This is a genomic window from Kitasatospora sp. NPDC001664 (assembly GCF_053596675.1).
The window spans coordinates 151024-174260 of sequence record NZ_JBSFGS010000010.1; the positions used below are offsets into that span (position 1 = coordinate 151024).

20 protein-coding genes are annotated in these 23237 nt (G+C 72.4%); 9 read left to right on the plus strand and 11 right to left on the minus strand.

Annotated features, from left to right (window positions below; genetic code table 11):
- Positions 1-23 precede the first annotated feature (23 nt).
- Positions 24-2498: an RICIN domain-containing protein gene (locus ACWCYY_RS16330; RefSeq protein ID WP_449796394.1), complete on the minus strand. Its 2475-nt coding sequence runs from the start codon at positions 2496-2498 to the stop codon at positions 24-26.
- Positions 2499-2589: 91 nt separating this feature from the next.
- The gene (locus ACWCYY_RS16335) at positions 2590-4530 is read right to left on the minus strand and encodes a DUF5107 domain-containing protein (RefSeq protein WP_449796395.1); all 1941 of its coding nucleotides are present in this window, start codon (positions 4528-4530) and stop codon (positions 2590-2592) included.
- A 243-nt stretch (positions 4531-4773) separates the two neighbouring features.
- Between ACWCYY_RS16335 and ACWCYY_RS16340 the strand changes: the two genes are divergently transcribed.
- Positions 4774-5772, plus strand: coding sequence for a LacI family DNA-binding transcriptional regulator (locus ACWCYY_RS16340; RefSeq protein ID WP_449796464.1), 999 nt, complete (start codon positions 4774-4776; stop codon positions 5770-5772).
- 85 nt (positions 5773-5857) lie between these two features.
- Here ACWCYY_RS16340 and ACWCYY_RS16345 read toward each other — a convergent pair whose 3' ends face one another.
- Positions 5858-6250: a hypothetical protein gene (locus ACWCYY_RS16345; protein ID WP_449796396.1), complete on the minus strand. Its 393-nt coding sequence runs from the start codon at positions 6248-6250 to the stop codon at positions 5858-5860.
- 373 nt (positions 6251-6623) lie between these two features.
- On the opposite strand from ACWCYY_RS16345, the gene ACWCYY_RS16350 reads away from it, so the two are divergent.
- A complete protein-coding gene (locus tag ACWCYY_RS16350) occupies positions 6624-7115 on the plus strand; it encodes an N-acetyltransferase family protein (RefSeq protein WP_449796397.1) in 492 nt (163 codons plus the stop codon).
- Positions 7116-7404: 289 nt separating this feature from the next.
- Here the strand turns inward: ACWCYY_RS16350 and ACWCYY_RS16355 are convergent, their stop codons facing one another.
- From ACWCYY_RS16355 to ACWCYY_RS16370, 4 genes are all read right to left on the minus strand, one after another.
- Positions 7405-8157: a hypothetical protein gene (locus ACWCYY_RS16355; RefSeq protein ID WP_449796398.1), complete on the minus strand. Its 753-nt coding sequence runs from the start codon at positions 8155-8157 to the stop codon at positions 7405-7407.
- A 330-nt stretch (positions 8158-8487) separates the two neighbouring features.
- Positions 8488-8646, minus strand: coding sequence for a hypothetical protein (locus ACWCYY_RS16360; RefSeq protein WP_449796399.1), 159 nt, complete (start codon positions 8644-8646; stop codon positions 8488-8490).
- A 77-nt stretch (positions 8647-8723) separates the two neighbouring features.
- Positions 8724-9215 (minus strand): glycine-rich domain-containing protein, encoded by a 492-nt coding sequence (locus ACWCYY_RS16365; protein WP_449796400.1) that lies wholly within the window; start codon positions 9213-9215, stop codon positions 8724-8726.
- A 208-nt stretch (positions 9216-9423) separates the two neighbouring features.
- Positions 9424-10167, minus strand: coding sequence for a GntR family transcriptional regulator (locus ACWCYY_RS16370; RefSeq protein ID WP_449796401.1), 744 nt, complete (start codon positions 10165-10167; stop codon positions 9424-9426).
- Between the two features lie 951 nt (positions 10168-11118).
- Between ACWCYY_RS16370 and ACWCYY_RS16375 the strand changes: the two genes are divergently transcribed.
- From ACWCYY_RS16375 to ACWCYY_RS16385, 3 genes are all read left to right on the plus strand, one after another.
- Positions 11119-11664 carry a SigE family RNA polymerase sigma factor gene (locus ACWCYY_RS16375; protein WP_380149950.1) on the plus strand — a complete coding sequence of 182 codons (546 nt, stop codon included), beginning with the start codon at positions 11119-11121 and terminating at the stop codon, positions 11662-11664.
- A 63-nt stretch (positions 11665-11727) separates the two neighbouring features.
- The gene (locus ACWCYY_RS16380; protein ID WP_449796402.1) at positions 11728-12882 is read left to right on the plus strand and encodes a hypothetical protein; all 1155 of its coding nucleotides are present in this window, start codon (positions 11728-11730) and stop codon (positions 12880-12882) included.
- A gap of 69 nt (positions 12883-12951) precedes the next feature.
- A complete protein-coding gene (locus ACWCYY_RS16385) occupies positions 12952-14592 on the plus strand; it encodes a penicillin-binding transpeptidase domain-containing protein (protein WP_380149952.1) in 1641 nt (546 codons plus the stop codon).
- Positions 14593-14728: 136 nt separating this feature from the next.
- Here ACWCYY_RS16385 and ACWCYY_RS16390 read toward each other — a convergent pair whose 3' ends face one another.
- From ACWCYY_RS16390 to ACWCYY_RS16400, 3 genes are all read right to left on the minus strand, one after another.
- Positions 14729-15331: a hypothetical protein gene (locus ACWCYY_RS16390; RefSeq protein WP_449796403.1), complete on the minus strand. Its 603-nt coding sequence runs from the start codon at positions 15329-15331 to the stop codon at positions 14729-14731.
- Between the two features lie 83 nt (positions 15332-15414).
- The gene (locus ACWCYY_RS16395) at positions 15415-17598 is read right to left on the minus strand and encodes an RICIN domain-containing protein (RefSeq protein WP_449796404.1); all 2184 of its coding nucleotides are present in this window, start codon (positions 17596-17598) and stop codon (positions 15415-15417) included.
- Positions 17599-17831: 233 nt separating this feature from the next.
- Positions 17832-18155, minus strand: coding sequence for a putative quinol monooxygenase (locus ACWCYY_RS16400; RefSeq protein WP_345282270.1), 324 nt, complete (start codon positions 18153-18155; stop codon positions 17832-17834).
- 307 nt (positions 18156-18462) lie between these two features.
- On the opposite strand from ACWCYY_RS16400, the gene ACWCYY_RS16405 reads away from it, so the two are divergent.
- Positions 18463-20190 carry a hypothetical protein gene (locus tag ACWCYY_RS16405; RefSeq protein WP_449796405.1) on the plus strand — a complete coding sequence of 576 codons (1728 nt, stop codon included), beginning with the start codon at positions 18463-18465 and terminating at the stop codon, positions 20188-20190.
- Between the two features lie 105 nt (positions 20191-20295).
- Here the strand turns inward: ACWCYY_RS16405 and ACWCYY_RS16410 are convergent, their stop codons facing one another.
- Positions 20296-20715, minus strand: coding sequence for a hypothetical protein (locus ACWCYY_RS16410; protein ID WP_449796406.1), 420 nt, complete (start codon positions 20713-20715; stop codon positions 20296-20298).
- A gap of 136 nt (positions 20716-20851) precedes the next feature.
- On the opposite strand from ACWCYY_RS16410, the gene ACWCYY_RS16415 reads away from it, so the two are divergent.
- The 3 genes from ACWCYY_RS16415 (at position 20852) to ACWCYY_RS16425 (ending at position 23200) form a co-directional block, all read left to right on the plus strand.
- Positions 20852-22108: an MFS transporter gene (locus tag ACWCYY_RS16415; RefSeq protein WP_449796407.1), complete on the plus strand. Its 1257-nt coding sequence runs from the start codon at positions 20852-20854 to the stop codon at positions 22106-22108.
- Positions 22109-22268: 160 nt separating this feature from the next.
- Positions 22269-22541, plus strand: a complete 273-nt coding sequence (locus ACWCYY_RS16420) for a hypothetical protein (RefSeq protein WP_449796408.1) — start codon at positions 22269-22271, stop codon at positions 22539-22541.
- Between the two features lie 308 nt (positions 22542-22849).
- Positions 22850-23200 carry a CU044_2847 family protein gene (locus tag ACWCYY_RS16425; protein WP_449796409.1) on the plus strand — a complete coding sequence of 117 codons (351 nt, stop codon included), beginning with the start codon at positions 22850-22852 and terminating at the stop codon, positions 23198-23200.
- Positions 23201-23237: the final 37 nt, after the last annotated feature.

Below are 23237 nucleotides of genomic sequence, written 5' to 3' on the forward strand. Positions count from 1 at the left end.
ATCGGGGAGGGCTCAGGAGCGGATCAGGCGATGGTCCACTGCTGGAGCGCGGAGTTGGTGTTCGGCTGCTGGGTGACCAGGGCGCCGTTGGCGGTGGAGGCGGTGCTCAGCAGCAGGCCGCTGTGGACCGAGGCGACGGTGTAGGCGCCGTTGGCCAGGCGGTTGACGTTCCAGCGCTGGTTGGCGGAGCCGGCCGTGCAGGGCCACTGGATGATCTTGCCGCCGGCCGCGGTGGAGGAGTCGCTGACGTCCAGGCACATGCCCGACTCGCCGTTGGTGAGGGTGTAGGAGCCGTCCGCCTGGGCGGTGAAGGTCCACTTCTGGTTGAGGCCGGTGCCGAGCGTCCAGGTGATCATCTGGGTGCCGGCGGTGGTGCTGTGGTTGGGGTCGTCCAGCGCCTTGCCACCGGTGGCGAGGGTGTGCACGCCGGCCAGGGCCGGGTTGACCGTCCAGCTGAAGGTGGTCTGCGAGCTCGCGGTGCCGGAGGACGCGGTGACGGTGACGGTCGAGACCGCGGCGGTGGTCGGGGTGCCGGAGATCAGACCGCTGGAACTGATGGCCAGTCCGGCGGGCAGGCCGGTGGCCGAGAAGGTGAGCGGCTTCTGCAGGCTGTCGGTGGCCGAGAGCTGCAGCGAGACCGCGGTGTTGACGGAAGTGGTCTGGTTCCCGGGGGAGTTGACCACCACGGACTCGGGGGCGGTGCCCGCCGCGGTGAGGGTCAGGGTCTGCTCGGCGGCGGTGCGGCCACTGCCGACGGCGCTGCCGCTGCTGTCGGTCCAGGTGCGGCCGGGGGTGGTCTCGGCCAGGCGGCCGGTGGTGGCGGAGAGGCCGATGACCAGGCCGCTGTAGCGGTTGACGATCCGGAAGGTCCCGGGGGCGGAGGTGTTGGAGAGCACCCACCACTGCTGGCCGACGGCCGCGTTGCCGCCCGCGGCGGCGGTCGCGGTCGGGGCGTTGCCCCAGGCGCGGCCGGCGTTGGCGGTGGCGTCCACGCCGAGCAGCTGGTTGGTGGCGGAGTTGGCGATCCGGTAGGAGCCGTCGCCGACCGCCTGGAAGGTCCAGGACTCCAGCGCGGCGCCGGTGCCGGTGGCCACCGAGGTGGTGGCGGAGCTCCCGGAGACCTGGGCCAGGACGCGGCCGTTGCCGTTGGCGATCTTGTAGGACTTGCTCAGGTCCACCGGCGCGGCGGCCGGGGCCGAGGAGCCGACGCCGAGGTTCACGTACTCGCCGGACTTCCCGCCCGAGCACCCGAAGGAGCAGTAGGTGCGGAAGTTCTTGCCGACGATGGCCGAGCTGGTGCGGTTGGCGCTGTCCAGGAACCAGCGGTACCAGGAGGCGGTGTGGTAGCTGCCGGTGTCACCGAGCTTGAACCACTTCTGGGTCGCCAGGTCGGCGGTGGCGTAGATCTCCTGCGGCGCGTTGCCGCTCTGGTCGACCGCCTGCGGCTGGCCGAGGTAGAGGCCGAGGTAGGCGTTCCAGGTGACGTCCATGACGAACAGCGGCGAGGTGGCGGGCATCTTGCCGGCCGCGATCTGCTGGGCGGAGGTGCCGGTGTTCGCCGGGTCGTACTCGCCCGCGACCGGGGTGTACCCGGTGGTGCTGGAGGCACCGACGGGCACCATGTTGCTCTCCTTGCCGCCCTTGCCGGGCTGCGACCAGGAGCCGTCGTACCACTTCTGCCAGGAGTTCGGCGCCATCTTCGCGGAGATCGGGGCGCGCGCCACGTGCTCGTAGAAGGCCTTCCAGCCACCGGACTTGTCGACGATCCGGGAGCCGTAGAAGACGTAGAAGTAGCCGGAGACGGTGTCCACCAGCAGGCGCTGGTCGCCGTCGCCGTAGGAGTAGGTCTGGTTGGGGAAGCCGGTGGTGTCGCCGCGGGTGGTGCTGAACGGCGAGGTGATGACGTGGTCCTTGATCTTCCAGGTCTTGCCCTGGTCGCTGGAGACCGCGTAGTCGATGGCGTCGTAGTGCAGGCCGTCGCCGAAGGGCTGCGGGGTGAACTCGTTGTGCACCAGGCCGTACCAGTCGCCGGTGTCCGGGTCGACCCAGACCCCCGCCAGGTCGCAGTAGTTGCGGTGCGCGTAACTGGCGCTGCCGGTGGCGGCGGTGGCCTCCAGGCCGGTCGGGCTGTTGTTGCAGCGCCAGGTGGTGTCGTTGTTCTTGTCGTTGGCGTTGGCCGGGTTGACGTAGTTGCTGACCGTCGCGTTCCGGGTGGCGGTGTCCAGGTCCGTCCCGGTGAAGAAGTCCCAGTAGCGCGGGTCGTTGCTGCCGTAGAGCGCCGCCGACTGCTGGTACCAGAAGGAGCCGTCCTTGTCGATGTACGGCGCCGCGGGGGTGTCCGTGGGGTGGGTCCACGAGCCGGTGGCGCCGACGGTGACGCTGTAGGTGGGGGCGAGGTCCTCGGCCGAGGCGGGGGTCGGGCTCGCCAGCACGGGGGCGGCGATGGCCAGGACGGTGGCGAGCAGGGCGCCGCCGGTCCTTCTGGCGGGAGTAGGCATGGGGGTACTCCTCCGGGGGTGGGGTGATGAGGGTGTCGCAGGTGTCGCAGGTGTCGCACGGAGGCCGAAGTGGCCTCCTCGGTAGGGAAGTTCAGTTCTCCGACATGCGGAAGTCGTAGTGCGGCGGCACCGGAAGGTCCGGGTGGACGGCGAGCCAGAGGGCGTCGAGCGAGACCTCGCCCTCGCGCATGTTGTCCACCCGGATGCCTTCGGCCAGCAGCCGCCGGACCAGTTCGTGGTCGCCGAGGGCGTACGCGGCGGTGGCCTCGGCCAGCCGGACCCGGCCGTGTCCGCGGGCGGGGTGGGGGAGCGCCCCGATCAGGGCGAGGGCGGCGGCCGGACGGTCGGCACGGAGCAGGGCGTCCAGGGCCTCGATAGCCAACTCCAGCATGTCCGGCCGGAGTTGGCGGGCCTCGGCCATCAGGTCGGCGGCCTGCTGGGGGTCCTCGGCGAGGTGGGCCAGGGCGCGCAGCACCCACGGGGTGCGCCGGTCGGCGAGCGAGCGGAGCCAGGCCTCGTGGGCCGCCGCCGGTTCGCCGTCGGCCAGGCGGACCAGACCCAGGTGGTAGAGGGTGTGCCAGTCCCCGGCGCCCGCCTCCGCGCTCTCCTTGGCACTCTCCTCCAGCAGGGCTCGCCAGCGCTCGCCGGTGACCGGCTCGGCCGGCGGGTCGCTCACCGGTAGGGTTCCGGTGGCCAACAGCCGCTGCCAGGGCCGCTGTTCGGGGCCGGGGTGGCCGAAGGGCAGCAGCGCGGAGGCGGGCAGGCGGCCGGCCTCGATCTCCAGGGCGGCCCAGCCCTGACCCTCGCTCAGCATCTCCTCGGGCTCGCCGAAGGCCGTGGCCGCGGCGTGCGCGCGGTCCAGCTCGGCGGGCGGCAGCAGACGGTCCAGTGCCTCGCCGGCGGCCGTCCGGGACTCCTTCCAACTGCCGTGCACGGCAGCCGGGTCGACCTGGAGCAGACCGTAGGCCTCGGTCCACGACCACGTCCCGCCGGCCGGCATCGGCAGGTGCTCCAACTGGGTGCGGGCCAGGCCCGCCTGGATCTCCAGGTACGGGTGATCCGGGCCGGAGAGCCACTCCTGCCAGTGGCGGCCACCGGGGGAGGTGCCCCAGCAGAAGACCTTGCGTCCGCGGAGCCGGGCGGTGGACGTCTGGACCAGGCCCGCGCCGTCGGCGTCCAGCGCCGCGATCCAACGGCGCTCCCCGGGCGGGAGGTCGAGGAAGTGGTCGGCGGCGTGGACGGCCCGGCCCGGGTAGCTGTGGTCGCTCCCGGCGCGGTCGGGGAACGGGAGGCGGCGCAGGTCGCTGCGGTAGTCGTAGTGGAAGGCGTGGTCGGCCGGGGCGAGCACCCGGGTGTCCGGGGTCTGCGGCACGGCGGTGTTGGACCACCAGTAGACGGCCGCCTCCTGCCCGGAGGGGTTGTGCACCTCCACGTGGACGTAGAGCGCGGGGGAGCCCGCAGGCAGCCAGGCGTCGATCCGCAGCACCAGGCGGCGCAGCCGCTCGAAGGCGAACATCCGCAGCACCGGGGTGCCGTCGGGGGCGGTGACCCGGGCGGCGTGCAGTGGCTCGCAGGTCAGCGGCCAGTGGCCGGTGGTGCCGAGGTTCCACTCCACGCCGCCGGCCAGCCAGGCGTCGCGCAGCGCGAGGTTGGCGGGCTGGAGGACGGGGTTGCGGTGCAGCAGCTCGCGGCCGGTGGGGCGGTGGACCAGGGACCACAGGCGACCGCCCTGGTCGGGGAGGAAGGTGGCGGTGAGGAGCTCGTTCTCCAGTACCACGGAGGGCAGTCGGCGCGGGGAGCGGCGGCGGTCGTAGCGGTCCTGCCGGGTGTAGGGCAGCAGGGAGGCCGGCCTGCCGTAGCGCAGGCCCCGCCGCAGCTCCTCGTCCAGCCCCTCGCCGTGCGCGGTGACGGCGGGAATGCCGTGCAGGATCGGCAGGGTGGCGACCGGGTCGGCGGCCCCCTCGATCAGCAGGGGCGCGGTGCGCAGGGAGGTCGCGGCAGGGGCGGTGGCGGGCGGGGAGTCGGTGGGCACGGCGGGGGTCCGTCCTCTCGGGGCACGACGCACGGCGAGGAGATTGCGAGGACCGTAAGACCATTTTGACCGGTAAAACAAGAGCCCTGGCAGAAATTGCCGAAACCGGGCAGAGGGGGCAAGTCCGAGCGGTGTGCGCCGGGCCTTGACCGGGAGTTGCGGTGGTCGTAACGTCGACGCCACACGCTTGACCGGTAAAATTCAGGGGGCATCCGACATGGTGGAGCATCCGACGTGGTGACGATGCAGGACGTGGCCGACCGCGCGGGTGTCACCAAGCAGACGGTCTCGAACGTCATCAGCGGACGCGTCCCCGTACGCCCCGAGACCGCCGCCCGGGTGCGCTCCGCCATCGAGGTGCTCGGCTACACCCCCAACCTGGTGGCCCGCTCCCTCGCCACCGGCAGCACCAGGACCGTCGGACTGCTCGTCCCGACCGTGGCCGGCGCCTTCTACGCCGAGATGGTCGAGGCCGTCGAGGACGTGGTCGAGGAGCACGGTTACCACCTGCTGCTCGCCACCACCCGCCTCGACGGCGAACGGGCCCGCCGCCACCTGGCCAGCCTCACCAGCCGCTCCGTGGACGCCCTGCTGATCGCCGGGGACCGCGATCTGATGGCCCATCTGCCGCTGCTCGCCGCGGCCCGCTTCCCGGTCGCGCTCTGCGCCTGGGAGACGGCGGTGCCCGACGACTTCCCGGTGGTCACCGTCGACTACGAGCACGCCGGCTACCTCGCCGGACGCCACCTGCGCGAACTCGGCCACGAACGGGTCGCCGTCCTGGAGAGCCCCGACCACGGCTCCCGGCTGGCCGGCTTCCGCCGCGCCTTCGCCGCCGACGGGCTGACCGTCCCCGACGCCGCCGTCCACCGGGCCGCCGAACCGACCGTGGCCGGCGGCGTCGAGGCGGCCCGGGCCGCCTTCGCCGCCGACCCCGGCCTGACCGCCGTCTTCGCCACCCACGACGTGCTCGCGCTCGGCGCCCTCGACGCGGCCAAGGCCACGGGGCGGCGCGTCCCCGAGGACCTCTCGGTGATCGGCCACGACGACAACCTGGAGGTCCGGCTCACCCGGCCGCCGCTCACCAGCGTGGCGCTGCCCCTGCGGGAGATGGCCCGTCAGGCGGTCGAGCTCCTGCTGCGGGCCGTCGCCAAGTCCGGGCCGGTGGTCAACTCGCTGCACCTGCTGCGGCCGGAGTTGATCGTGCGGGAGAGCACCTGCCCGCCACCGCCGCGGCCCTGACGGGCGGGGCGCTTGGGGCGTCCGGGGTGTCCGCGCCCGGGCCGCTGCCCGCCTGGCGAAGTCGTAGGCGGGCAGCGGCGGGGGATCAGCTGGTGGTCGGGCTGACGCCGAGCGAGACGGGGGTGCCGTCGACCACGACCTCCGCGTAGGTGTGGTATTTGTGCTTCGGTTCCTTCGGTGTGTGGATCTCCGGGTGCCTGCCCAGGTAGCACGGCTGGGAGCCGCTCGACTGCAGCCAGCTAAGGTCGGTCTCGTCCCAGATCTTGTAGGACAGGTAGCACGAGCCGGAGGTCCCCTGGGAGTTGAGGTAGACGTCCGCGGAGACCCGCACACCGTTGTCGGAGCTGCAGACCGCGATCCTCCAGGTCCGGCCGTAGCTGTTGCAACCGCCCCCTGCGGCCTCGGCGGGCACCGTCGTGCCGGCCACTCCCACCAGCGCCAGCCCCACTGCGGCAACGGCACCGAGAATCCGCCTCATGAAGAATCCCCCTCGTCGGGATGTGCGTGGGTGCATCTCTTTGGCATGTCCCTGTAAGCAGTTGCCCAGCATGCCAGACACGGCCGGGCCCGGGTAGATGCCAGCCGCAAAGGGAGCGTGGTCCGTGCCCGCGCCTCGAAATGGAGGAGTGGGCTCCCCCGCTCCGTTCCGGGCAGTGGAGTTGACGGCTTGTCGGTCGACGGTGGCGATGGAGACCGCAGCGGCTGTTCGGCGGCATCTTCGGCACCTTGATCACGACATCGACGCCCCGGGTGACGCGGGCCGGATGACCTGGGCGAGACTCTGGTTGTGCTCGCCGTCGTCACGGCGCGCTCACCTGCAAGCGCCCTGCTCACCCCGAACCGGAGCCGAGATGTCCCAAGCCCCCGCGATCACCATCCGCGACCTCGCCCCGTCCGACGAGAAGGACTGGCGTCGACTGTGGGCCGGGTACCTCGAGTTCTACGAGTCCACCGTGCCCGCAGCGGTCACGGACTCCACCTGGGGGCGGCTCCTCGACCCGCACCAGCCACTGCTGGGCCGCGTCGCCGAGCACGACGGCAGGGTCATCGGCATCACCAACAGCGTGCTGCACCACAGCACCTGGCTCACCGGCCAGGTCTGCTACCTGGAGGACCTCTTCGTCGACCCCGCCCACCGCGGGCTGGGGGCGGGCCGCCTGCTCGTCCAGGACCTCTTCGACCTGGCCGCCGTCCGCGGCTGGGCACGCGTCCACTGGCTCACCGCGCACGACAACCCCGCCCGCAGCCTCTACGACACCTTCGTCCCGGCCGACCACTTCGTCCACTACGAGCGTGACCTGCCCGCCGCCGGCCCCGGCCCGGCCCCGGCCTTCCGGCCGTAACCTGATCCGTGGCCGACGGAGGCGGCTGCTTGTCAGCGGCTCGGCTCCGGCTCAGCCGCGCCGCCGCCCGGGCGTCCTTCTGCGAGTCCACCAGCGTACGGAAGTTGAGGTCCTCGGCGAGCTGGGCGTCACCGACCCGGCCGTCCACGGACCCGTCAGCTTCCGTACCGACTCCCCGACGCAGCCGCGCTCCGGCACCGTCTGACCGTTGATCAGCTGCCCGCCGGGTACGGGCGGGGCCGACACCTGGGCGGCGTGGCCACTCGGGTCGGAGTCGGTGCGCCGGTAGTCAGTGGCTGGCCAGTCGTTGGGACGTTGCCAGGACGTCGTCGAGCTGGGCGGTGGTGAGGCGCCGGCCCTCCCAGATGACGGCGGCCACGTCAGCGGCGCGGGGGTGCAGCGGCGGCAGACCCTCCGGCAGGCGTACGCCGCCGAGGGCCGCCAGGTCACGGGCGGGAATGCCGAGCACCCCCGCGAAGCCGACCAGCAGCTCGGGGCTCACCTCGACGGTGCCGCGGCCGACACCGCCGATGGTCGACGCCGCCAGGTAGACCTGCCCGCCGGTCACCGCGTGCAGTGCCTTGGCCGTGCAGGGCCAGGTGAGGTTCCGGCTGTGCGTCAGCTCCAGGAGCACCGCACCGAACCCCGGCTCGTAGCGGTGGGACGGCCGGTCGACCCCGCCCCGGCCTTCCCGCGACACGACGGGCTGTGCCCGGATCGCATCCAGCAGGACGCTCCGGTTCTCGGTCGGCATGGTCATCGTGTTGTAGAGGACGCGGCTGACCGACCAGCGCGGATTGCGGGTGACCGGTGTCAGGTCGTTCGGCACCGGCTGCCCGGCCATGACGAACAGGTCGGCAGCGTGCAGGCCGAGCACCGGCCCGAGGCTCCGCACCAGCGATTCGGCCGGCGGCCTCCCGTCGAGCGCGGCCCGCAGATCCTCCGCACTGACGTCCTCCGTCGCCGAGATCTCGAGGGCATCGAGCGATCGCCGTTCCAACAGGCGTGCCAGCAGCACGCCGAACCCCGCCACTCCTGCCATTCCGTCAGCTTATCGACCTACGGCCACCTGAACTGACGGACCAACTGGGAAAGCTGGGACCGCTCGGCCCCCAGTTGCGGAGGAGCGGACAGCACCTCGTAGCTTCTGGCTGTGGGTTGGGCTCGAGCATCGGCTGACCCCCGCTCACGCGGGGAGGACGACCCAGCGACGTGGGCGAAGGCCAACCCGGGCGGCTGACCCCCACGTGCGTGGGGAGGACGACCTGGGTGTCAGGACGGCAATAAGGCAGTCTTCAAGTCCCCCCGCTCACGCGGGATGTCGCCCCCGCTCTCCTTCGGGAGGGCGGGGGCGGTTTCGTGCTGCCTGGGCTCAGGCGCTCGGCGGTCCCATGATGAAGCCGCGTCCGGCCGTCGGCGCGTCGGTGTCCGCGCGGCCGGCGTTCGGGCCGCTCAGGATCTCGGTGCCCGAGTCGGCGGGTTGCCGCCACTGCTCCACCAACTCGGCGTACTGGGGGCTGGTCCACTCCATCGGAACCTCCTCGGGTCGGTGGCAGAAGCGTACGCGCTCCCGCCCAACCCTCGGGCCAGGCGGGGGCGCGAACCGCGCTACGGCTTCTGCGGGGTGGGCATCGGCCTGATCGTGCACTCCGGGGCGTGCTGGCACTGGGCCGCGACCGACACCAGACCGGTGTCGTCCGGGGCCCGCCACAGCTCGGCGTCGACCTCGTACCCGGCCGCCCGGATCAGGCCCTGGGTGTACTCCAGGATGTTCGGGTCGTACAGGTCCGGGCTCCAGCCGGGGGTGTGGTGGATGAACCGGCCGAGGCGGCCGCACAGTTCGGCATAGGCCTCGGTGTGGACGATCAGGGCGTGCCAGCCCTCGTCGACGATGCGGCTGGGCGCCATGCCCCGGTGGTGCGGGGCGGTGGCGGCGGTGGCGACGAACGCCAAGGCCTGGTCGACGATGCGTCTGGCCATGGTGGTGGTCATGCCGGAGTTGGCGTCGAGGACGGTGCTGGTGACGCTGGCCAGGGTGGCCTGGCAGAGGAGGGCGTCCGGGGCCATGGGGCCTGGCGGGCGTTCGGGGGCGGTGGTCATACTGGGTTCTCCTCACAACGTGCGGTGCCCGTGGGCCGGTTGGCCCGGCGGGGCTGTGCTGTGTTGCGGAACCCGCCCCGGTCGTGCGGCTCGCCAGCAGGGCGGCCGGGGCGGGGAACCCCTCGACTCCCGGGGTTCTGTACAGAACTATCCGGCTGGTTCTGTATAGAAGTCAACGGCGTGGTGACTGTCCGTCAAGCCCCCTGCGTCACACGGGAAACTCCCACTCCAGCACGTACCGCGACCCGTCCGCCGTCATCTCCGTAACCTCCACCGGCAGGCCGCCATCCGCCCAGCTCACCCGCGTGATCAGCGCCACCGGCGTACCCGGGCCGAGCTCCAGGGCCGCCGCCTCCTCCGGCAGGGGCATACGGGTACGGACCTGCTCGCGGGCGTGCACCGGCGCGCACCCCAGCTCCGCGAGGCGCGCGGGCGCGCCCCCGGGCCCGGTGTCCTCGCGGGTGATCGCCGACCCGGCCACGAGAACCCCGGGGTGGTACGAGGTCGCGAGCATCACCGGCTCGCCATCCACCATGTACCGGCGCTCCCGCACCCACACCGGATCACCCGCGGCAACGCCCAATGCGCCCGCGAGACGCTCCGGGCACGCCTCCTCCCGAACGGACAGCCCGTCCACCTCCAGCGGCCGGCCGTCGAGGTCGAGGTCCCACACCGACCGGCCCTGGCCCCAGACGGAGCGGTCGAGGCGCTTGGCGCCCTGGCGGAGGATCGGCCGGAAGGCGCGGACCCGGGTGCGAGATCCGCGCCGGGTCTCGGTCAGCCCTTCGGCGGCGAGCGTCGCGAGGGCCTTCCGGGCGGTGCCTTGGGCGACGCCGTAGTCGGCCATGAGCGTGTTCTCGCCGGGGACCAGGTCGCCGGGCTGGAGGTCGCCGTTGTGGATGCGCTCTCGGAGCTCGCGGGCGATCCGGGTGTGCAGCGGCTCCTCGGGCACGGTTCCTCCAGTTCGGCGCGGATCGCGATCTCTGGGAGGAACGATAGGACTGATCGGGTGCGGCGCGCTGCCCCACCTGATCACAGGCGACCGGCCGCGGGCGTCAGCGGATCACGGCCCCGTACGCCTCCACCTGATCCGGCGTCAACAAGCCCTGGCGTGAGGACTGCTCCGCTCCCCTCCGGGAGAGCGGGACGGCATCGGACCGCCGACCCGACAGGCCAGCCCCAGAAGGTCCGATTTGCGATGTATGTCGAGATGGCCAAATCTCCCCATGTCGCAAGATCCCGCCATGGAAGCCGGCCTAAGGGCAGGAGGTGGGCATGCTTGGCGGGCCCTCCGTCAAGGCAGGTTCAATGGGCTGCAAAACGGGGCCTGACCTGCACTTACGGGGTCAAATTTGAGCGAGAGTAGTTTCACATTCTCACTCTTTCCAATTTCCGACCCTCGCGCACCTCGTCTAGGTGCCTTGACCTGCGGTGATGGCCTCTCGAATGGTCGTTGATTTCCCATCCTTGCCAAGGTGGCGGTTCGCGGGTCGGCCAGCGGAGTCGGGCGACTGGCTGTGTGAGGTTGGCGAGTTCCGCCCGGCTGAGTGCGGGGTTGCCGCGGGTGAGACGGAGCGCAGGACGCGGATGGACATGGGGCCGAGGGTGCGGGACTGAGGGGCGCTCAGGATCGGGGCCGGGGCGGGCGGCTTCGTGGTGCGGTGCGTGGCGAGGGCAGACCGGGGATCGCCGTCGGCGGGGTCAGGGCATCGCGCCTGACGGCGTGCCGCTGGTCAGGCTGCAACTGGAGCACCACCTCCTGCGCCTTTGGCGGTTGGCGTCTGCGGCGTTGCCCGTGTTACTGGCGTGTGCTGCACGCCACACGGGCCTCGAAAAACTCGTGTGTAACGTTCGGACCTGGTCGGTTGCTCTGCTCATATGTACGGACCGTTAGGGGGTGGGCATGGCTGGCAATCACGTCGCCGCAGAGTCGAGGGACGCCGGGTTCCTTGAGCTGACGGCTGGGCGGACGGCCCAGCTGTACCGCTCGGCGTGCCTGCTGACGGGTGGGGACAGGTATCTGGCCGAGGATCTGGTGCAGGAGACGCTGGCCCGGATGTACGTGATCTGGCGGCGGCAGAACTCCTGGCTGACGGGTCGTTCGCGGATCGAGGATCCGGGGGCGTACGCGTACCGGGTGCTGGTCCGTACTTTCCTGGCGCACCGCAAGCGGCGGTCCAGCAGCGAGCTGCCGATCGGTGAGCTGCCGGAGGTGAGCGGCGAGGAGGGTGACAGTGCGTTGCGGCTGACGCTGCTCCAGGCGCTCGCGCAGCTGCCGCCGAAGGACCGGGCGGTGGTGGTGCTGCGGCACTGGGAGGACCGCAGCATCGAGGAGACCGCCGAGGTGATGCGGTCCAGCCCGGGCGCGGTCCGGACCAGGACGACCAGGGCGCTGGCCCGGCTGCGGGGCCTGCTCGGGGATTCGCTCAGCACGCTCGCGTCCAGCTGAGGCGCTTCTTTCCCGAGGTGATGGGGCCGATGACGACCACGACGACAGTGACGAGGCTTCCGCGTGTCGAGTGACCAGAAGTTCGAGGACGAGCTGACGTACGCCATGTCGCGCGCCGGTGAGGCGTTCCGCACCGAGACGATGCGGCTGGACCTGGCCGGGCTGGAGCGCGGTCGGCGGGCCTGGCGGCGGCGCAGGGCGGCGGCGGCCGTGGTGAGCGGTGCGACGGTGCTGGCCCTGGCCGGCGGGGCCGTGTACGTGATGGGCCCGGGGGCTCCGACCGTCTCGACCGGGCCGGCGGCGCCGGTCACGGCCGAGCGGCTGCGGACGGTGCTGCGGGCAGCGCTGCCGGCGGGGTTCCTCGCGGAGGCGAAGGGCGCCGAGGGCCTGGAGGTCACGGTCGACGGTGCCCGGGTCAACGTGGGCTTCGGCGGTAGCGCGACGGTCGGCCCGCTGTCCCTGTCGGTGGAGCGGAGGACCCCTGAGGCGGCGATGCAGGCGCCCGAACTGCGCTGCGCGAACGCGAGGATCGGCCCGCAGGACGACTGTCGCACCGAGACCCTCGCCAACGGGTCGAAGCTGATACTGGTTCAGGGGGTGGCCTCCGCCGACGGGGTGGAGCGAGGCCTGTCGGCCAGGCTGGCCGCCCCGGACGGGCGACTGATCGAGATCACCACGTCGAACAAGTCGGCCTCGCCGGGCGGGGCCGCGCTGCCGCTGACGGCCGATCAGGCGACCGCTGCCATGACCTCACCCGCCTGGGACGCCGTGGTGGCGGACCTCCCCGCCGTCGAGCCGTCCGGCGCTGCGGACTGGTTCCCGAGCGAGGAGGTGCTCGCTGTCGCGACCGGCCTCCTGCCGAGCGGGCTCGTTCCGGCCGACGCCACGGGCAAGGACGGGTACGTCAGCTTCACCGTGAAGGACGCCGAGGGCCCGGGTCTGGTGGAGGTCGACGTTCGGGACGGGCGCTTCTACCTGCTGAACCCGCCGGCCGAGTACGCCGACGCGCAGACCCTGCCGGACGGCACCCGGCTGCTGGAGAGCAAGGACGAGGGCTGGTGGACGGTCCGCGCACTGCGGCCGGACGGGCTGATCGTCATCGTGGCGGCGCACCGGAGCGCCGACCTGATGCGGCCCCTCACGCGCCACAGCCCGGCGCTGACCATGGATCAGCTGAAGGCCGTCGCCACCGCTCCCGCGTGGAAGCTCCCGGGCTGAGCGGTCCCCGCCGACGGGCGGGCAGATGCAGATGTCTTTCGAACGTACGTCATCCCTGGGGGGAACCAGATGCACAAGGCTGCCAAGGTCGGAATCGCCGTCGTGACGGCGTCGATGTTCACAGGGGGTGGCCTGGCCGCCTACAACCTGTGGAACGGGATCACCGGCGGTTCGAAGGGCTCGGACGGGACGTCCGCCGTGGCGTCGGCGGCGACGCCGGTGGCCGAGGCCCCGTCGGCCGAGACGGCCGCCAAGGAGGCGAAGGCGTTCCTCGCCGCCTGGGCGGCGGGCGACTACGAGGAGGCCGGGCAGCACACCGACCAGCCGGGAGCCGCGAACCTCGCCCTGGCCCGGTTCCGGGACGACCTCAAGCCGACGGCGGTGGCGCTCGTCCCGGCCGCCGCGACGGGTACGACCATCGGGCCGGACGGCTTGACGGTGAGCTTCAAGGCCCGGGTGGAGTTCGCCGGAGCGGCCCGCCCCTGGGAGTACGACGGCAGGGTCGCCATGGTGAAGCTGAGCGACGGCCGGGCCGTGGTGCACTGGGACCCGAGCGTGGTGCACCCGAAGCTCACCAACGCCGGTAAGGCCCTCGCGGTGCGGCCGGTCACCGCGTCGCTGTCCAAGGTGGTCGACCGGAAGGGCCGGCCGGTGGCCGAATTCCCGTCCATCGCGGCCCTGTTGGGGCAGGTGGACTTCGGCACGACGGATGCCCCGACGGAGGCCGGCCAGGGAGTGGTGGTCACCCAGTCGGGCGGCGCGACGGCGCCTGAGCCCCTGTTCACCATCACCGAGCCCAAGAACGGGGAGCAGCGGAAGCTCACCATCGACGCCGACCTCCAGCGCGCCGCCGAGGCGGCCGTCAAGGAGCGGTCCGGGCCCGCCTCGATCGTCGCGATCGAGCCCAGCACCGGCCACGTGCTCGCGCTGGCCAACAATCCGGCGTCCAGCCAGAACCGGGCGTTCACCGCCGTCATCGCCCCCGGCTCGACCATGAAGGTGGTCACCGCCGCCGCACTGCTGGAGTCGGGCCTGACCCCTGACACCCCGCTGGCCTGCCCGAAGAACACCGACGCCGGTGGCCGCCTGGTGCCCAACGACTTCCCGGACGCCCGGCTCGGCTACACCTTCAAGGACGACTTCGCGCAGTCCTGCAACACCGCCTTCATCGAGGCCGGGCGGACCAGACTCTCCGCCGGCAGCCTGCCGGCCATCGCCAAGGAAGTCTTCGGGCTCGGCCAGGTCTGGCGGACGGGCCTCAGCAACTTCGACACCAAGATCCCGGCCGAGACCAACGCCGAGCAGATCGCGATGGCGTACATCGGGCAGGGCCGGATCCAGACCAACGCGCTGGCGATGGCCTCGGTCTCGGCGACGGTGCAGAGCGGTGTCTTCCGCCAGCCGATCCTCGTCCCCGGCCTGCCCCAGTCCAAGGCCGCCCGCCGCCTCGACGGCACGGTCCTCGGCCAGCTGCAGTCGATGATGCGGCGCGCAGTCCAGAGCGGCACCGCCGCCGAGGCCCTGGGCGGCATCCCCGGCGCGGCCGGAAAGACCGGCACCGCCGAGGTCAGCGGCCGGACGGCGAACAGCTGGTTCACCGGGTACCGGGGGAACCTGGCGGTGGCCGCCGAGGTCGAGGGCGCCGGCCACGGCTCGGACGCCGCCGCGCCTGCGGTGGGCAAGCTGCTCCAACTGGGCAACAACGGCTGAGCCTGCCCCGACCCGTGCCCGACCCGTGCCCGGGCCGGCCCCGCGCGAGCGGGTGGCCCGCACCGTGCTCGGTGGCTGCTGTGCCGGGCCGCTGATCGGTTGGTGCGGTGTGCGCTGCGGCAGTTGACGTCGTGGGTCAACGGGAGCGTCGGCGGCGGCGGGCCACCAGGGGGGCGCCGATGGCCACGGCGGCGGTGCCGGCTCCGGCGACGATGAGCGTGGCGATGAGGGTCCCGTGGCCGGTGGTGGGGGGTGTTCCGGCGGTCGTGGTGGTGGTCGGGGTGGCTGAGACGGTAGCTGCGGCGCTGGGGGAGACGGTAGCGGGGCCCGAGGTGGAGGGGGCGGCGGTCGGGCTTGGGGCGGTGCCGGGGACGGCGGTGACGTCGAGTTCGGCCTCGCCGTGGCCGAGGGCCGGGAAGCCCGAGTCGACGGCCACCGACCAGTGGCCGGGCGGGAGTTGGCGGGCGGTGGTGTAGGTGCCGGGTGGGCCCTGGACGGGGACGAGGGGCCAGGGGCCGACGGTGCGGCCGTCGGTGCTGGTGGCGTTGACGGTGGCGGCGACCTTCTCGTCGACCGGGTCGTGGTCGTTCTGCCAGGTGGCCGTCACGGTGAGGTGGCCGTCGACCAGGGCGGTGACGGTGAAGGCGATGGTGTCGCCGTGGGCGGCGGCGGGGTGGGCGGTGCCGAGGGAGAGGAGGGCGATGGCGGCGAGGGCGGCGGCGAGGGGGCGGCGGCGCACGGGGGCTCCTGGGGCGAGGGTGGGGAAGGCCGGTGGTGGTGCGGGGAGGTACCCCGCACCACCACCGGCCGAGGGACGGTGCGTCAGGCCGCGGCCTGGATGCTCCAGTTCTGGTACGACTGCCCGTTGGGCTGCTGGAGCTCCAGCAGCCAACCGCCGTAGTACCAGCGCTTGCTGGTGCCGAGGACCAGCGTGGAGCCCTTGGCGGTGAGGACGAAGCTGTGGTCGGCCGCGCCGATCCGCCACTTCTGGGCGTCGGAGGCGGAGCACGGCTGCTGCGCCACGTACTGCCCGGCGACCGCGGAGCCGCCGAGCTGGAGGCACTTGTCCGACTTGGCCGAACGGATCCGCAGGTAGCCGTCACCGGCGTCGTCGAAGAGCCACTGCTGGTTGCTGTACCCGGTGCGCTGGTAGCCGATCAGCACGGCGCCGTCACGGGTGGAGCCGCCCCACATGTCGGCCGCCTGGCCGGTGAGGTCGTTGGTCACCAGGTAGCGGGTGCCCGGGGTGGTGGGCGCGGGGCCGGCGGCCTTGAGGCTGCGGAACGCGGTGGCCTGGCCCGGGCGGCCGACCTTGCCGGAGGCGTCCTGGACGGCGACGGCGACCTTGTACTGGGTGTCCGGCTGCAGGCCGACCAGGCGGACCACGGTGGAGCCGACGATCGCGAGCGAGCGCCCGTCGACCTGGACGTCGTAGCCGCGCGCACCGGCGACCGCGGACCAGCTGAGCACGGCCGAGACGGCGGTGGTCTGGCCGACCGTCACCCGGGGGCCGGTGGTGGGACCGGTCGGGGAGGGCGAGGCGGTGGGGCTCGCGGTGGTGGGGGTCGGCGTCGGGGAGGCGGTCGCCGAGCGGCTGGGGCTCGGGCTGGGCGTCGCGCTCGAACTCGGGCTGGGCGAAGCCGACTTGGTCGGGCTCGGGCTCGGGCTCGCGGTGGTCGGGCTCGGGCTCGGCGTCGGGTTCGGGGTGGTGCCGCCGTCGCGGAGCAGGAAGCGGTTGTCGGCGACGTTCCAGTGCGTGGCCAGGTAACTACCGGGCTGCGGCGCGGTGTTGTAGTAGTCGTCGTGGTTGCAGTCGAGGCGGTCGTCCGAGGCCCGGTTCGGGCAGACGGTCTGCATCTTGGGGTAGTACGGCGAGTCCGAGTAGCACATGATGTCCCACTCGTCGACGCAGTGCGCGCCCCTGCTGGTGTGCGGGGCGCTGTTGTTGACGGCGCCGAGGTTGTGGCCGAGCTCGTGCGCGGCGGTCGAGCCGCCCCAGCAGCCGTTGTCGGTGCGGCCGTAGGAGGGGCCGAAGTTGGAGAGGTTGTCCTGGCCCGGGCGCTCGTCGCCGTTGAAGGTGCCTATGCCGCAGTACACGTTCGCCTCGGCGAAGATCATGTACTTGCGGTCCTTGCGGTTGAAGCCCTGGGCGGCCAGCGCCTTGTTGCTCGCGCCGAACTCCTGGAGCGCCGCGTCGGACAGCTCGACGTTCAGCACCGAGGCCGAGCAGTCGGACTCGGTGACGTAGCGGACGTGCCGGGTGCCGCCGGTCTCCTGGGCGCTGGCGTTGTAGATGACGTCGGTGTCCGCGGCCCACTTCTTGAACGAGGCCAGGTACTGCCCGAAGCGGTCCTTGCCGGGCCCGTGCACGTACAGCACCTGGACGCGGTTGCCGGTCGTGCCGTCGCCGTCGCAGACCACCTTGGAGCCCTCGGCCGCGGCAGCGGCCGGTGCGGCGCCGGGGGCGTCGGCGGCGGGCGCGGCGGCCGCGGCCGTGAGCTGGCGTCCGCTGCGCAGGTCGATGACGGGTGCGGCGGCGGTCAGCAGGTCGGCGGGAGAAGGGAGTTCGCCGCCGGAGGCGGTCGGGTCCGCGGCCTTCTGCCCGCCGGTGACGGCCGGCGCGGTGTCCTTCTGCACGTCCTTGCCGGGCGGCGGGGCGTCCGGGCCGTGGGTGCACTGGTGCTCGCCCTCGCCGGCCTTGTAGACGCCCGCGCAGCGGTCACCGGCCTCGGCCGGGACGAGGCCGGTGTAGACGAGGCCCTTGGCCGGGTCGTTCTTGGGCACCGAGCTGACCGGGACGGGCTTGTCCTTGTGCTGCGGTGCACTGGCGGCGGTCGGTTCCACCAGCTCCTGCACCACCGGCGCGTCCGCCGAGACGTGCGGGGCCTTGTCGTAGCCGGTGGTGAGGGCGAAGGTGCCCGCGATCAGTCCTGCCGCGACCGCCGCGGCGGCGAAGGCCACTCCGCGACGGCTCCGGCGGCGGTGTGACTGCCTCTTGCGTGACATGGGTCTCCTCGTCGGCAGACGGGGAAGTAATGCGTGCCGACGCGTAGGAGACCCGTGGCGGAGCGGGGATAACGGAAATGTCGCCCGGTTCTTCGAAGAAAATCTGCCGGACGCCGCCCGGCCGCAGACGGTAACGGCCGGGCGGCGCAGGGTAGTTGCGCATCTGATGTGGGATGCGGGGGTTCCGTGTCGGTGCCGGGCGTAACCGGTGGGCGGTGGTCGCCGGGGCGGGGTCAGTCGATCTGGAGCTCGCCCATGCGGCTCCAGCCGTGGGCGCCCTCGATGGTGGTGCTGACGATCTCGGGAGTACGGGTGACCAGGGGGCGCATGGTCTCCAGGCCGGCGGCGAAGTGCGGGGACGTCACGTGGGCCTCGGCGGCACCGTCGGCGAAGGCCTCGACCAGGACGTAGGTGTCGGGCTCCTCGAGGCTGCGGGACCACTCGAACCAGAGGTTGCCCTCCTCGGCGCGGGTGGCGCGGGTGAACTCCGCGACCAGCTCGGGCCAGGCGTCGACGTACTCGGGCTTGACGGGGAATTTCACCACAATGAAGATCATTCGCCGATTGTAGGCATCCCGTGGCCGGGGACGGCGTGACCTCCCCTTCCCGCTTGGGGCGGGCGGTCGGCTGCCTGTTGGGCAAGGGGTGGGAGGCACGGCCTCAGGTCGGCATGGTTGCGGTGATCCGACCAGGTCGGACGGTACGTTGCCGCTCAGCGTGATGGCCCATCACCGACGGTAGCGGGCCGCCTGTGCGCGGCCGCGCCTGCCCCTGCCCGGATCAGGAGACGAGTCCGCCATGTCCATGCGATTGCTCTTCCCACGCACAGTGCCTCCGCTGGCGGCGGTGCTCATGGGGCTCGGAGTGTCTGCGCCACCCGCCTTCGCGGCTGCCCTGCCACCAGGCTGCACCGAGTCCGCCGGAGAGATCTCGGAGGTTCCCCTTCCCGAGGACGTCTCCCGCGAGGGCATCATCTACACGTGCACCCAGGGCCTGTCGCAGGACTGGACGGTCGGCGGCGGGAACACCCAGATCATCATCACCAACGTGCCCGGTGCCCCCGGCATCGCCGCAGGCGCCACGCTGAAGTACACCGGCAACGGGGTCATCGCCGTCACCGTCCCGCGTCGCAACGAGGTTTCCCCTTCGGGCATGCGAGGCGACGCCATCAACGGCACCGTCGACATCGCCACCTCGGCCAGCTACTACAGGGTGGACGGCTTCGGCGGAGGAGAGACCGGCCTCCTCGAGACCGGTACCGCCGGCGCCGGCGGCCGAGGCTGCACGATCACCGCTCCGGGCAAGCGAGGCTGGATCGGTCTGCACGGCGGCGGCGACACCGGCCGCGGCGCCGCACCCGGAAGTGACCACTGCACGATCACGACGGGGGGATGGGCTGACTTCACGGGAGGCAGCGGCAGCAACACCCTTCCCGGTGGCGCCGGGGCCCCCGGGGTCGTCGGCGGAACGGTCACCGCTCGCGTCCTCCTTGCCGACGGTGGCCGCGGCGGAAGCCCCGCGTACGACACGGACCCGAGTACGGGCCGCAACCGCAGCGACGGCGGCCCCGGAGGGGCCGGAGTCCTCGACGCCACCGTCACCGTCACGAAGACCGCGCTTCTCACCGGTGGGGCCGGCGGGAACGGCTACGAGGGGCGGGGTAACTGGGCGCCCACCATGCCCGGCGGGGTGGGAGGGCAGGGCGGGGCCGGAATCTCCGGCAGTACCCTCACCACCACCGGAAGCCCCGGCGAGGACTACGAGATCCGCGTGATCGGCGGCGAGGGCGGCTGGGGTGGGCCCGGCGGGCCCAGTGGTTACCAGGGGGCCGGACCGGGCCAGGGCGGTCGTGGCGGAGACGGCGGCGCCGGCAGTACCGGCACCACCCTGCGCGGCCCGGCCCAAGGCGCCGGCTCGGTCAAGGCCACCGGCGGCAAGCCGGGTCCGGGCGGTGCCGGGGGCGGGCGCGGAGGCAGCGATTCGAGCCAGCCCTTCACTCCGGGCAGCCCCGGGAAGGCAGGTGGCCCCGGCCAGGGCAACGCGGGCACCATCATCGTCGCCGGTACCGGCAACCAGATCACCACCGATGTGAACGGCGGTCGTATCGACGCCGGCGACGGCGGGAGCAACACGATCACCGTCACCACCAACAACGGCTCCGTCAACGCTGGTTCGAGCCTCGGGAACACGTGTCGGATCACCACCGACAACAAGCCCGAAGCGACCATCAACTGTGTCGGGGCGCCGGTCCCGACCCCGACGCCCACGCCGACCCCGACCCCGACGCCCACGCCGACTCCGACCTCCACACCGACACCCAAGCCGGTGCCCACGCAGACCCCGACGAGCGTGGCTCCCAGCCCCGCCCGGACGGCGACAGCCGTGCCGACGCAGGCAACCGTCAAGCCCGCGCCCACCTGCGCGCCGGGCACACGCGATGCCCGATGCCGACAGGAGGCCAAGGGCCAGCTCGCCGACACGGGGCTCGGCTCCGGTGATCTGACCGCTGCGGCCCTCGCGCTGTCCTCCATCGGTCTCGGCACGCTCACGCTGCTGGCCGTTCGCCGCCACCGGACCCGGAATCGGGCGTAGGTACAACTCGGCCCGCGCTCCCGCCGCCCCGCGACCGCTCGACCGCGACAGGACGAGTTCGGTTGCGGGGCACGGTGGTTGCAGGGGCGCCGAGGTGGTGGCCGGTCAGGACGGATCGCGGGGGACGGCGGCGAACACCGGGGCGTCGGTGGCACGGACCAGGCGGTACCAGGGGAGGTGGCGGTCGAAGCGGGCCCGGCTGCCGGGGGCGGCGGCGCGGAGGTCGGCGATCAGGGCCGACTCCGGTACGCGGTGGGCGAGGTCGACCCAGGTGAGACCGCCGCCGCCGCCGTCCGAGACCACCCAGTGCGGCTCGGGCAGACCGTGGTCGGAGCCCTGGCGCGGATGGCCGGTGAGGGTGAACTCCACCGGCGGGACGGTGAACCCGCCGATCCGGCCGACCAGTTCGGCCACCTCGGCGGGTGCCGGGACGGGCAGCCGGGCGCCCGGGAGGACGCGCGGGTCGTAGGGCACCCGGGCGGCCAAGGCGTGCAGACGGGCGAGGACGGACGCTCCGGTGATCACGCCCGCGAGGCTACCCGGCGGGCGCCCCGGCCGGTGGCCTCCGGCGCGGGCCGTGCGGGGAAACTCAGGAGACAGGGAGGGAGGGCGCTCCCTAGCATCGGGCTGCTCATGCCCGCTCCTGCCGATTGGTCCCGCCGTGAAACCCCTGCTGCCCCCGGTGCTCCGCGAGGAGCCGCAGTTCGCCCGGCTGTTCGCCGGGCAGGCGCTCTCGGTCCTGGGGGACCGGATCACCATGGTGGCGCTGCCGTTCGCGGTGCTGGGCATCGGCGGATCCATGGCCGACGTCGGGCTGGTGGCGGCGGCCGGGCTGGTCCCGATGCTGCTGTTCACGCTCGCGGGAGGGGTGTGGGCGGACCGCTTCCCCCGGCACCGGATCATGCTGGTCTCCGACCTGGTGCGGTGCCTCACCCAGGGGGCGGTGGCGCTGCTGCTGCTCACCGGTCAGGCCCAAGTCCCCTACCTGGTCGTGTTGATGATGCTCTTCGGCACGGCCGACGCGTTCTTCATGCCGGCCGCCACCGGGCTGCTGCCGCTGCTGGTCCCCACGGAGCGGCTGCGCGAGGCGAACGCCCTGCGGGGCCTGGTGCAGTCGGCCAGTCTGGTGCTCGGCCCGGCGCTGGCGGGCGGGTTGGTCGCGCTGGCCGGGCCCGGGGGCGCGCTGGCCGTCGACGCGGTCAGCTTCGCGGTGAGCGCGGCCTTCCTGGCGCGGCTGCGCCCGCGCACCGCACCGGCCCCGGACGCCCCGGCCGGGGCGAGTTTCCTGGCGGAGCTGCGGGAGGGCTGGAGCCAGGTGCGGTCCCGGAGTTGGGTCTGGTCCGGCATGGCGGCGATGGGCGTCTACCACGTGGTGGTGCTGCCCTCGATCTTCGTCCTCGGGCCGGTCCTCGCCGAGCGGGAGTGGGGCGGGGCCGAGGGCTGGTCGATCGTGACGGTGGCCTTCGGCATCGGCGCGGTGGCGGGCGACCTGCTGGCCTACCGGCTGCGCCCGGCGAAGCCGTTGGCCCTCGGCGCCGCCGCGCTGGCGGTGGCCTCCTGTCAGGCCGTCATCATCGGCGCCGGTCCGTCGGTCTGGGTGGTGGCCATCCTGGAGGCCGTCACGGGGGTCGCGGTCTCCCTCTTCTTCGTCCTCTGGGAGACCAGCCTCCAGACCCACATCCCCGAGCACGCCCTCTCCCGGGTCAGCTCCTACGACTTCCTGCTCTCCTCCGGCCTGATGCCCCTCGGCCTGGTCCTGGCCGGCCCCATCGCCACGGCCGTCGGCCTGCGCCCCACCCTCTACACCATGAGCGCCATCGGCGTGGCCTCCGCCCTCCTCCTCCTGGCCGTCCCGGCCGTCCGCCACCTCACCGACCGCACCGAGCCGGCCGCCGAGCCAGAGGCCGTGGCGGCCTGAGCCCTGAGCCGGGCGCGCATCGCGTCTCGAACTGTCGGTCGACGGGCACGACAGGGTGAAGACGGACGGAGCAGCCCCTGGAAGTGCTCCGGATACGGGACACATCACTGCAAGGACCGGCCGAAGGCCAGGACTGGCAGGCGGAGACGAGGAGGCCGGGATGGACGGGTACGGGCGGCCGACGGAGGAGCAGCTGCGGCCGATCACCGCTCAGGTGACGGTCACCGGGCCGGATGCGGCCGTGCTCCGGGAGCTCGCCGCCGTTCTCGGCCGGCCGGCCGAGGTACTCGCGCTGGAGTACACGACCGGCACTGTGAAGCTGCCGACCACCACCATCGGTGAGAGCGAGTTCGCGGACTGGGCCCTGTTCGACGGTCCCGAGGACCTGGCCAGCACTGTGGATCAGCAGTTGGCCGAGGGATTCGGCCGGTGACCGCTGACGCGCCGGTAGGGCCGCTGGGGCCGACACGGGTGTGTTGCTGGCCGCCTTCTTCCCTGTCAAGTCAGCTTGTTGAGAGAAGCCGATCACTTCCTGGCCTACATAGCCAGTCCGTAGGGCAGGGTCTGTCCAACCGGATGATGGGGTGACGTGGATGCTGACGGTAGATTCCCCCGTCGGTGGAGAGGCGATATACGGGGCGCCAAGTGTGCTACCAGTTTGACGAATCGGCCGCCCCACGAATGTCTGTACGGGTACAGTCCAGCCTGGTCCGCCACACGGCGGCCACGGGGGAGGACCAGATGGGCCAGCAGTTGGCTCGGCTGCCGTTGGACGGCGGCGGCTCGATTCTTATCGAGACGGCCGACGGGATGACCGGACCGGTGAAGGCGAGCCGGATCGGAGACGCGATCCGTGACCTGCCCACCGGGCTGAGCGCGGGACTTGAGCCGGTCACCGACCTGGCGCGCACAGTGCTGAGCCGTCTGCGCGATGCGGGACCTTCCGAGGTAGAGGTTGAGTTCGGAGTGGACCTTGCCACGGAGGCTGGGGTCGTGATCACGAAGACGTCTGCCAACTGCCACCTGACGGTGAGAGTGGCATGGCGCAAGGACGACACCATCCCGGATTCGGTCAGCGGGCCCGTGGCCTGAACCCTGTGGACGCTGGGCGTGAAGTTTTCGGGGCCGG

What these genes read in the sequence shown, in the direction of transcription:
- ACWCYY_RS16385 (WP_380149952.1), top strand. Translation starts at nt 12,952, where the DNA reads ATGCACAAGGCTGCCAAGGTCGGAATCGCCGTCGTGACGGCGTCGATG.
- ACWCYY_RS16345 (WP_449796396.1), bottom strand. Translation starts at nt 6,250, where the DNA reads ATGAGGCGGATTCTCGGTGCCGTTGCCGCAGTGGGGCTGGCGCTGGTG.
- ACWCYY_RS16340 (WP_449796464.1), top strand. Translation starts at nt 4,774, where the DNA reads ATGCAGGACGTGGCCGACCGCGCGGGTGTCACCAAGCAGACGGTCTCG.
- ACWCYY_RS16400 (WP_345282270.1), bottom strand. Translation starts at nt 18,155, where the DNA reads ATGATCTTCATTGTGGTGAAATTCCCCGTCAAGCCCGAGTACGTCGAC.
- ACWCYY_RS16425 (WP_449796409.1), top strand. Translation starts at nt 22,850, where the DNA reads ATGGGCCAGCAGTTGGCTCGGCTGCCGTTGGACGGCGGCGGCTCGATT.
- ACWCYY_RS16355 (WP_449796398.1), bottom strand. Translation starts at nt 8,157, where the DNA reads ATGGCAGGAGTGGCGGGGTTCGGCGTGCTGCTGGCACGCCTGTTGGAA.
- ACWCYY_RS16330 (WP_449796394.1), bottom strand. Translation starts at nt 2,498, where the DNA reads ATGCCTACTCCCGCCAGAAGGACCGGCGGCGCCCTGCTCGCCACCGTC.
- ACWCYY_RS16365 (WP_449796400.1), bottom strand. Translation starts at nt 9,215, where the DNA reads ATGACCACCGCCCCCGAACGCCCGCCAGGCCCCATGGCCCCGGACGCC.
- ACWCYY_RS16350 (WP_449796397.1), top strand. Translation starts at nt 6,624, where the DNA reads ATGTCCCAAGCCCCCGCGATCACCATCCGCGACCTCGCCCCGTCCGAC.
- ACWCYY_RS16420 (WP_449796408.1), top strand. Translation starts at nt 22,269, where the DNA reads ATGGACGGGTACGGGCGGCCGACGGAGGAGCAGCTGCGGCCGATCACC.
- ACWCYY_RS16375 (WP_380149950.1), top strand. Translation starts at nt 11,119, where the DNA reads ATGGCTGGCAATCACGTCGCCGCAGAGTCGAGGGACGCCGGGTTCCTT.
- ACWCYY_RS16395 (WP_449796404.1), bottom strand. Translation starts at nt 17,598, where the DNA reads ATGTCACGCAAGAGGCAGTCACACCGCCGCCGGAGCCGTCGCGGAGTG.
- ACWCYY_RS16360 (WP_449796399.1), bottom strand. Translation starts at nt 8,646, where the DNA reads ATGGAGTGGACCAGCCCCCAGTACGCCGAGTTGGTGGAGCAGTGGCGG.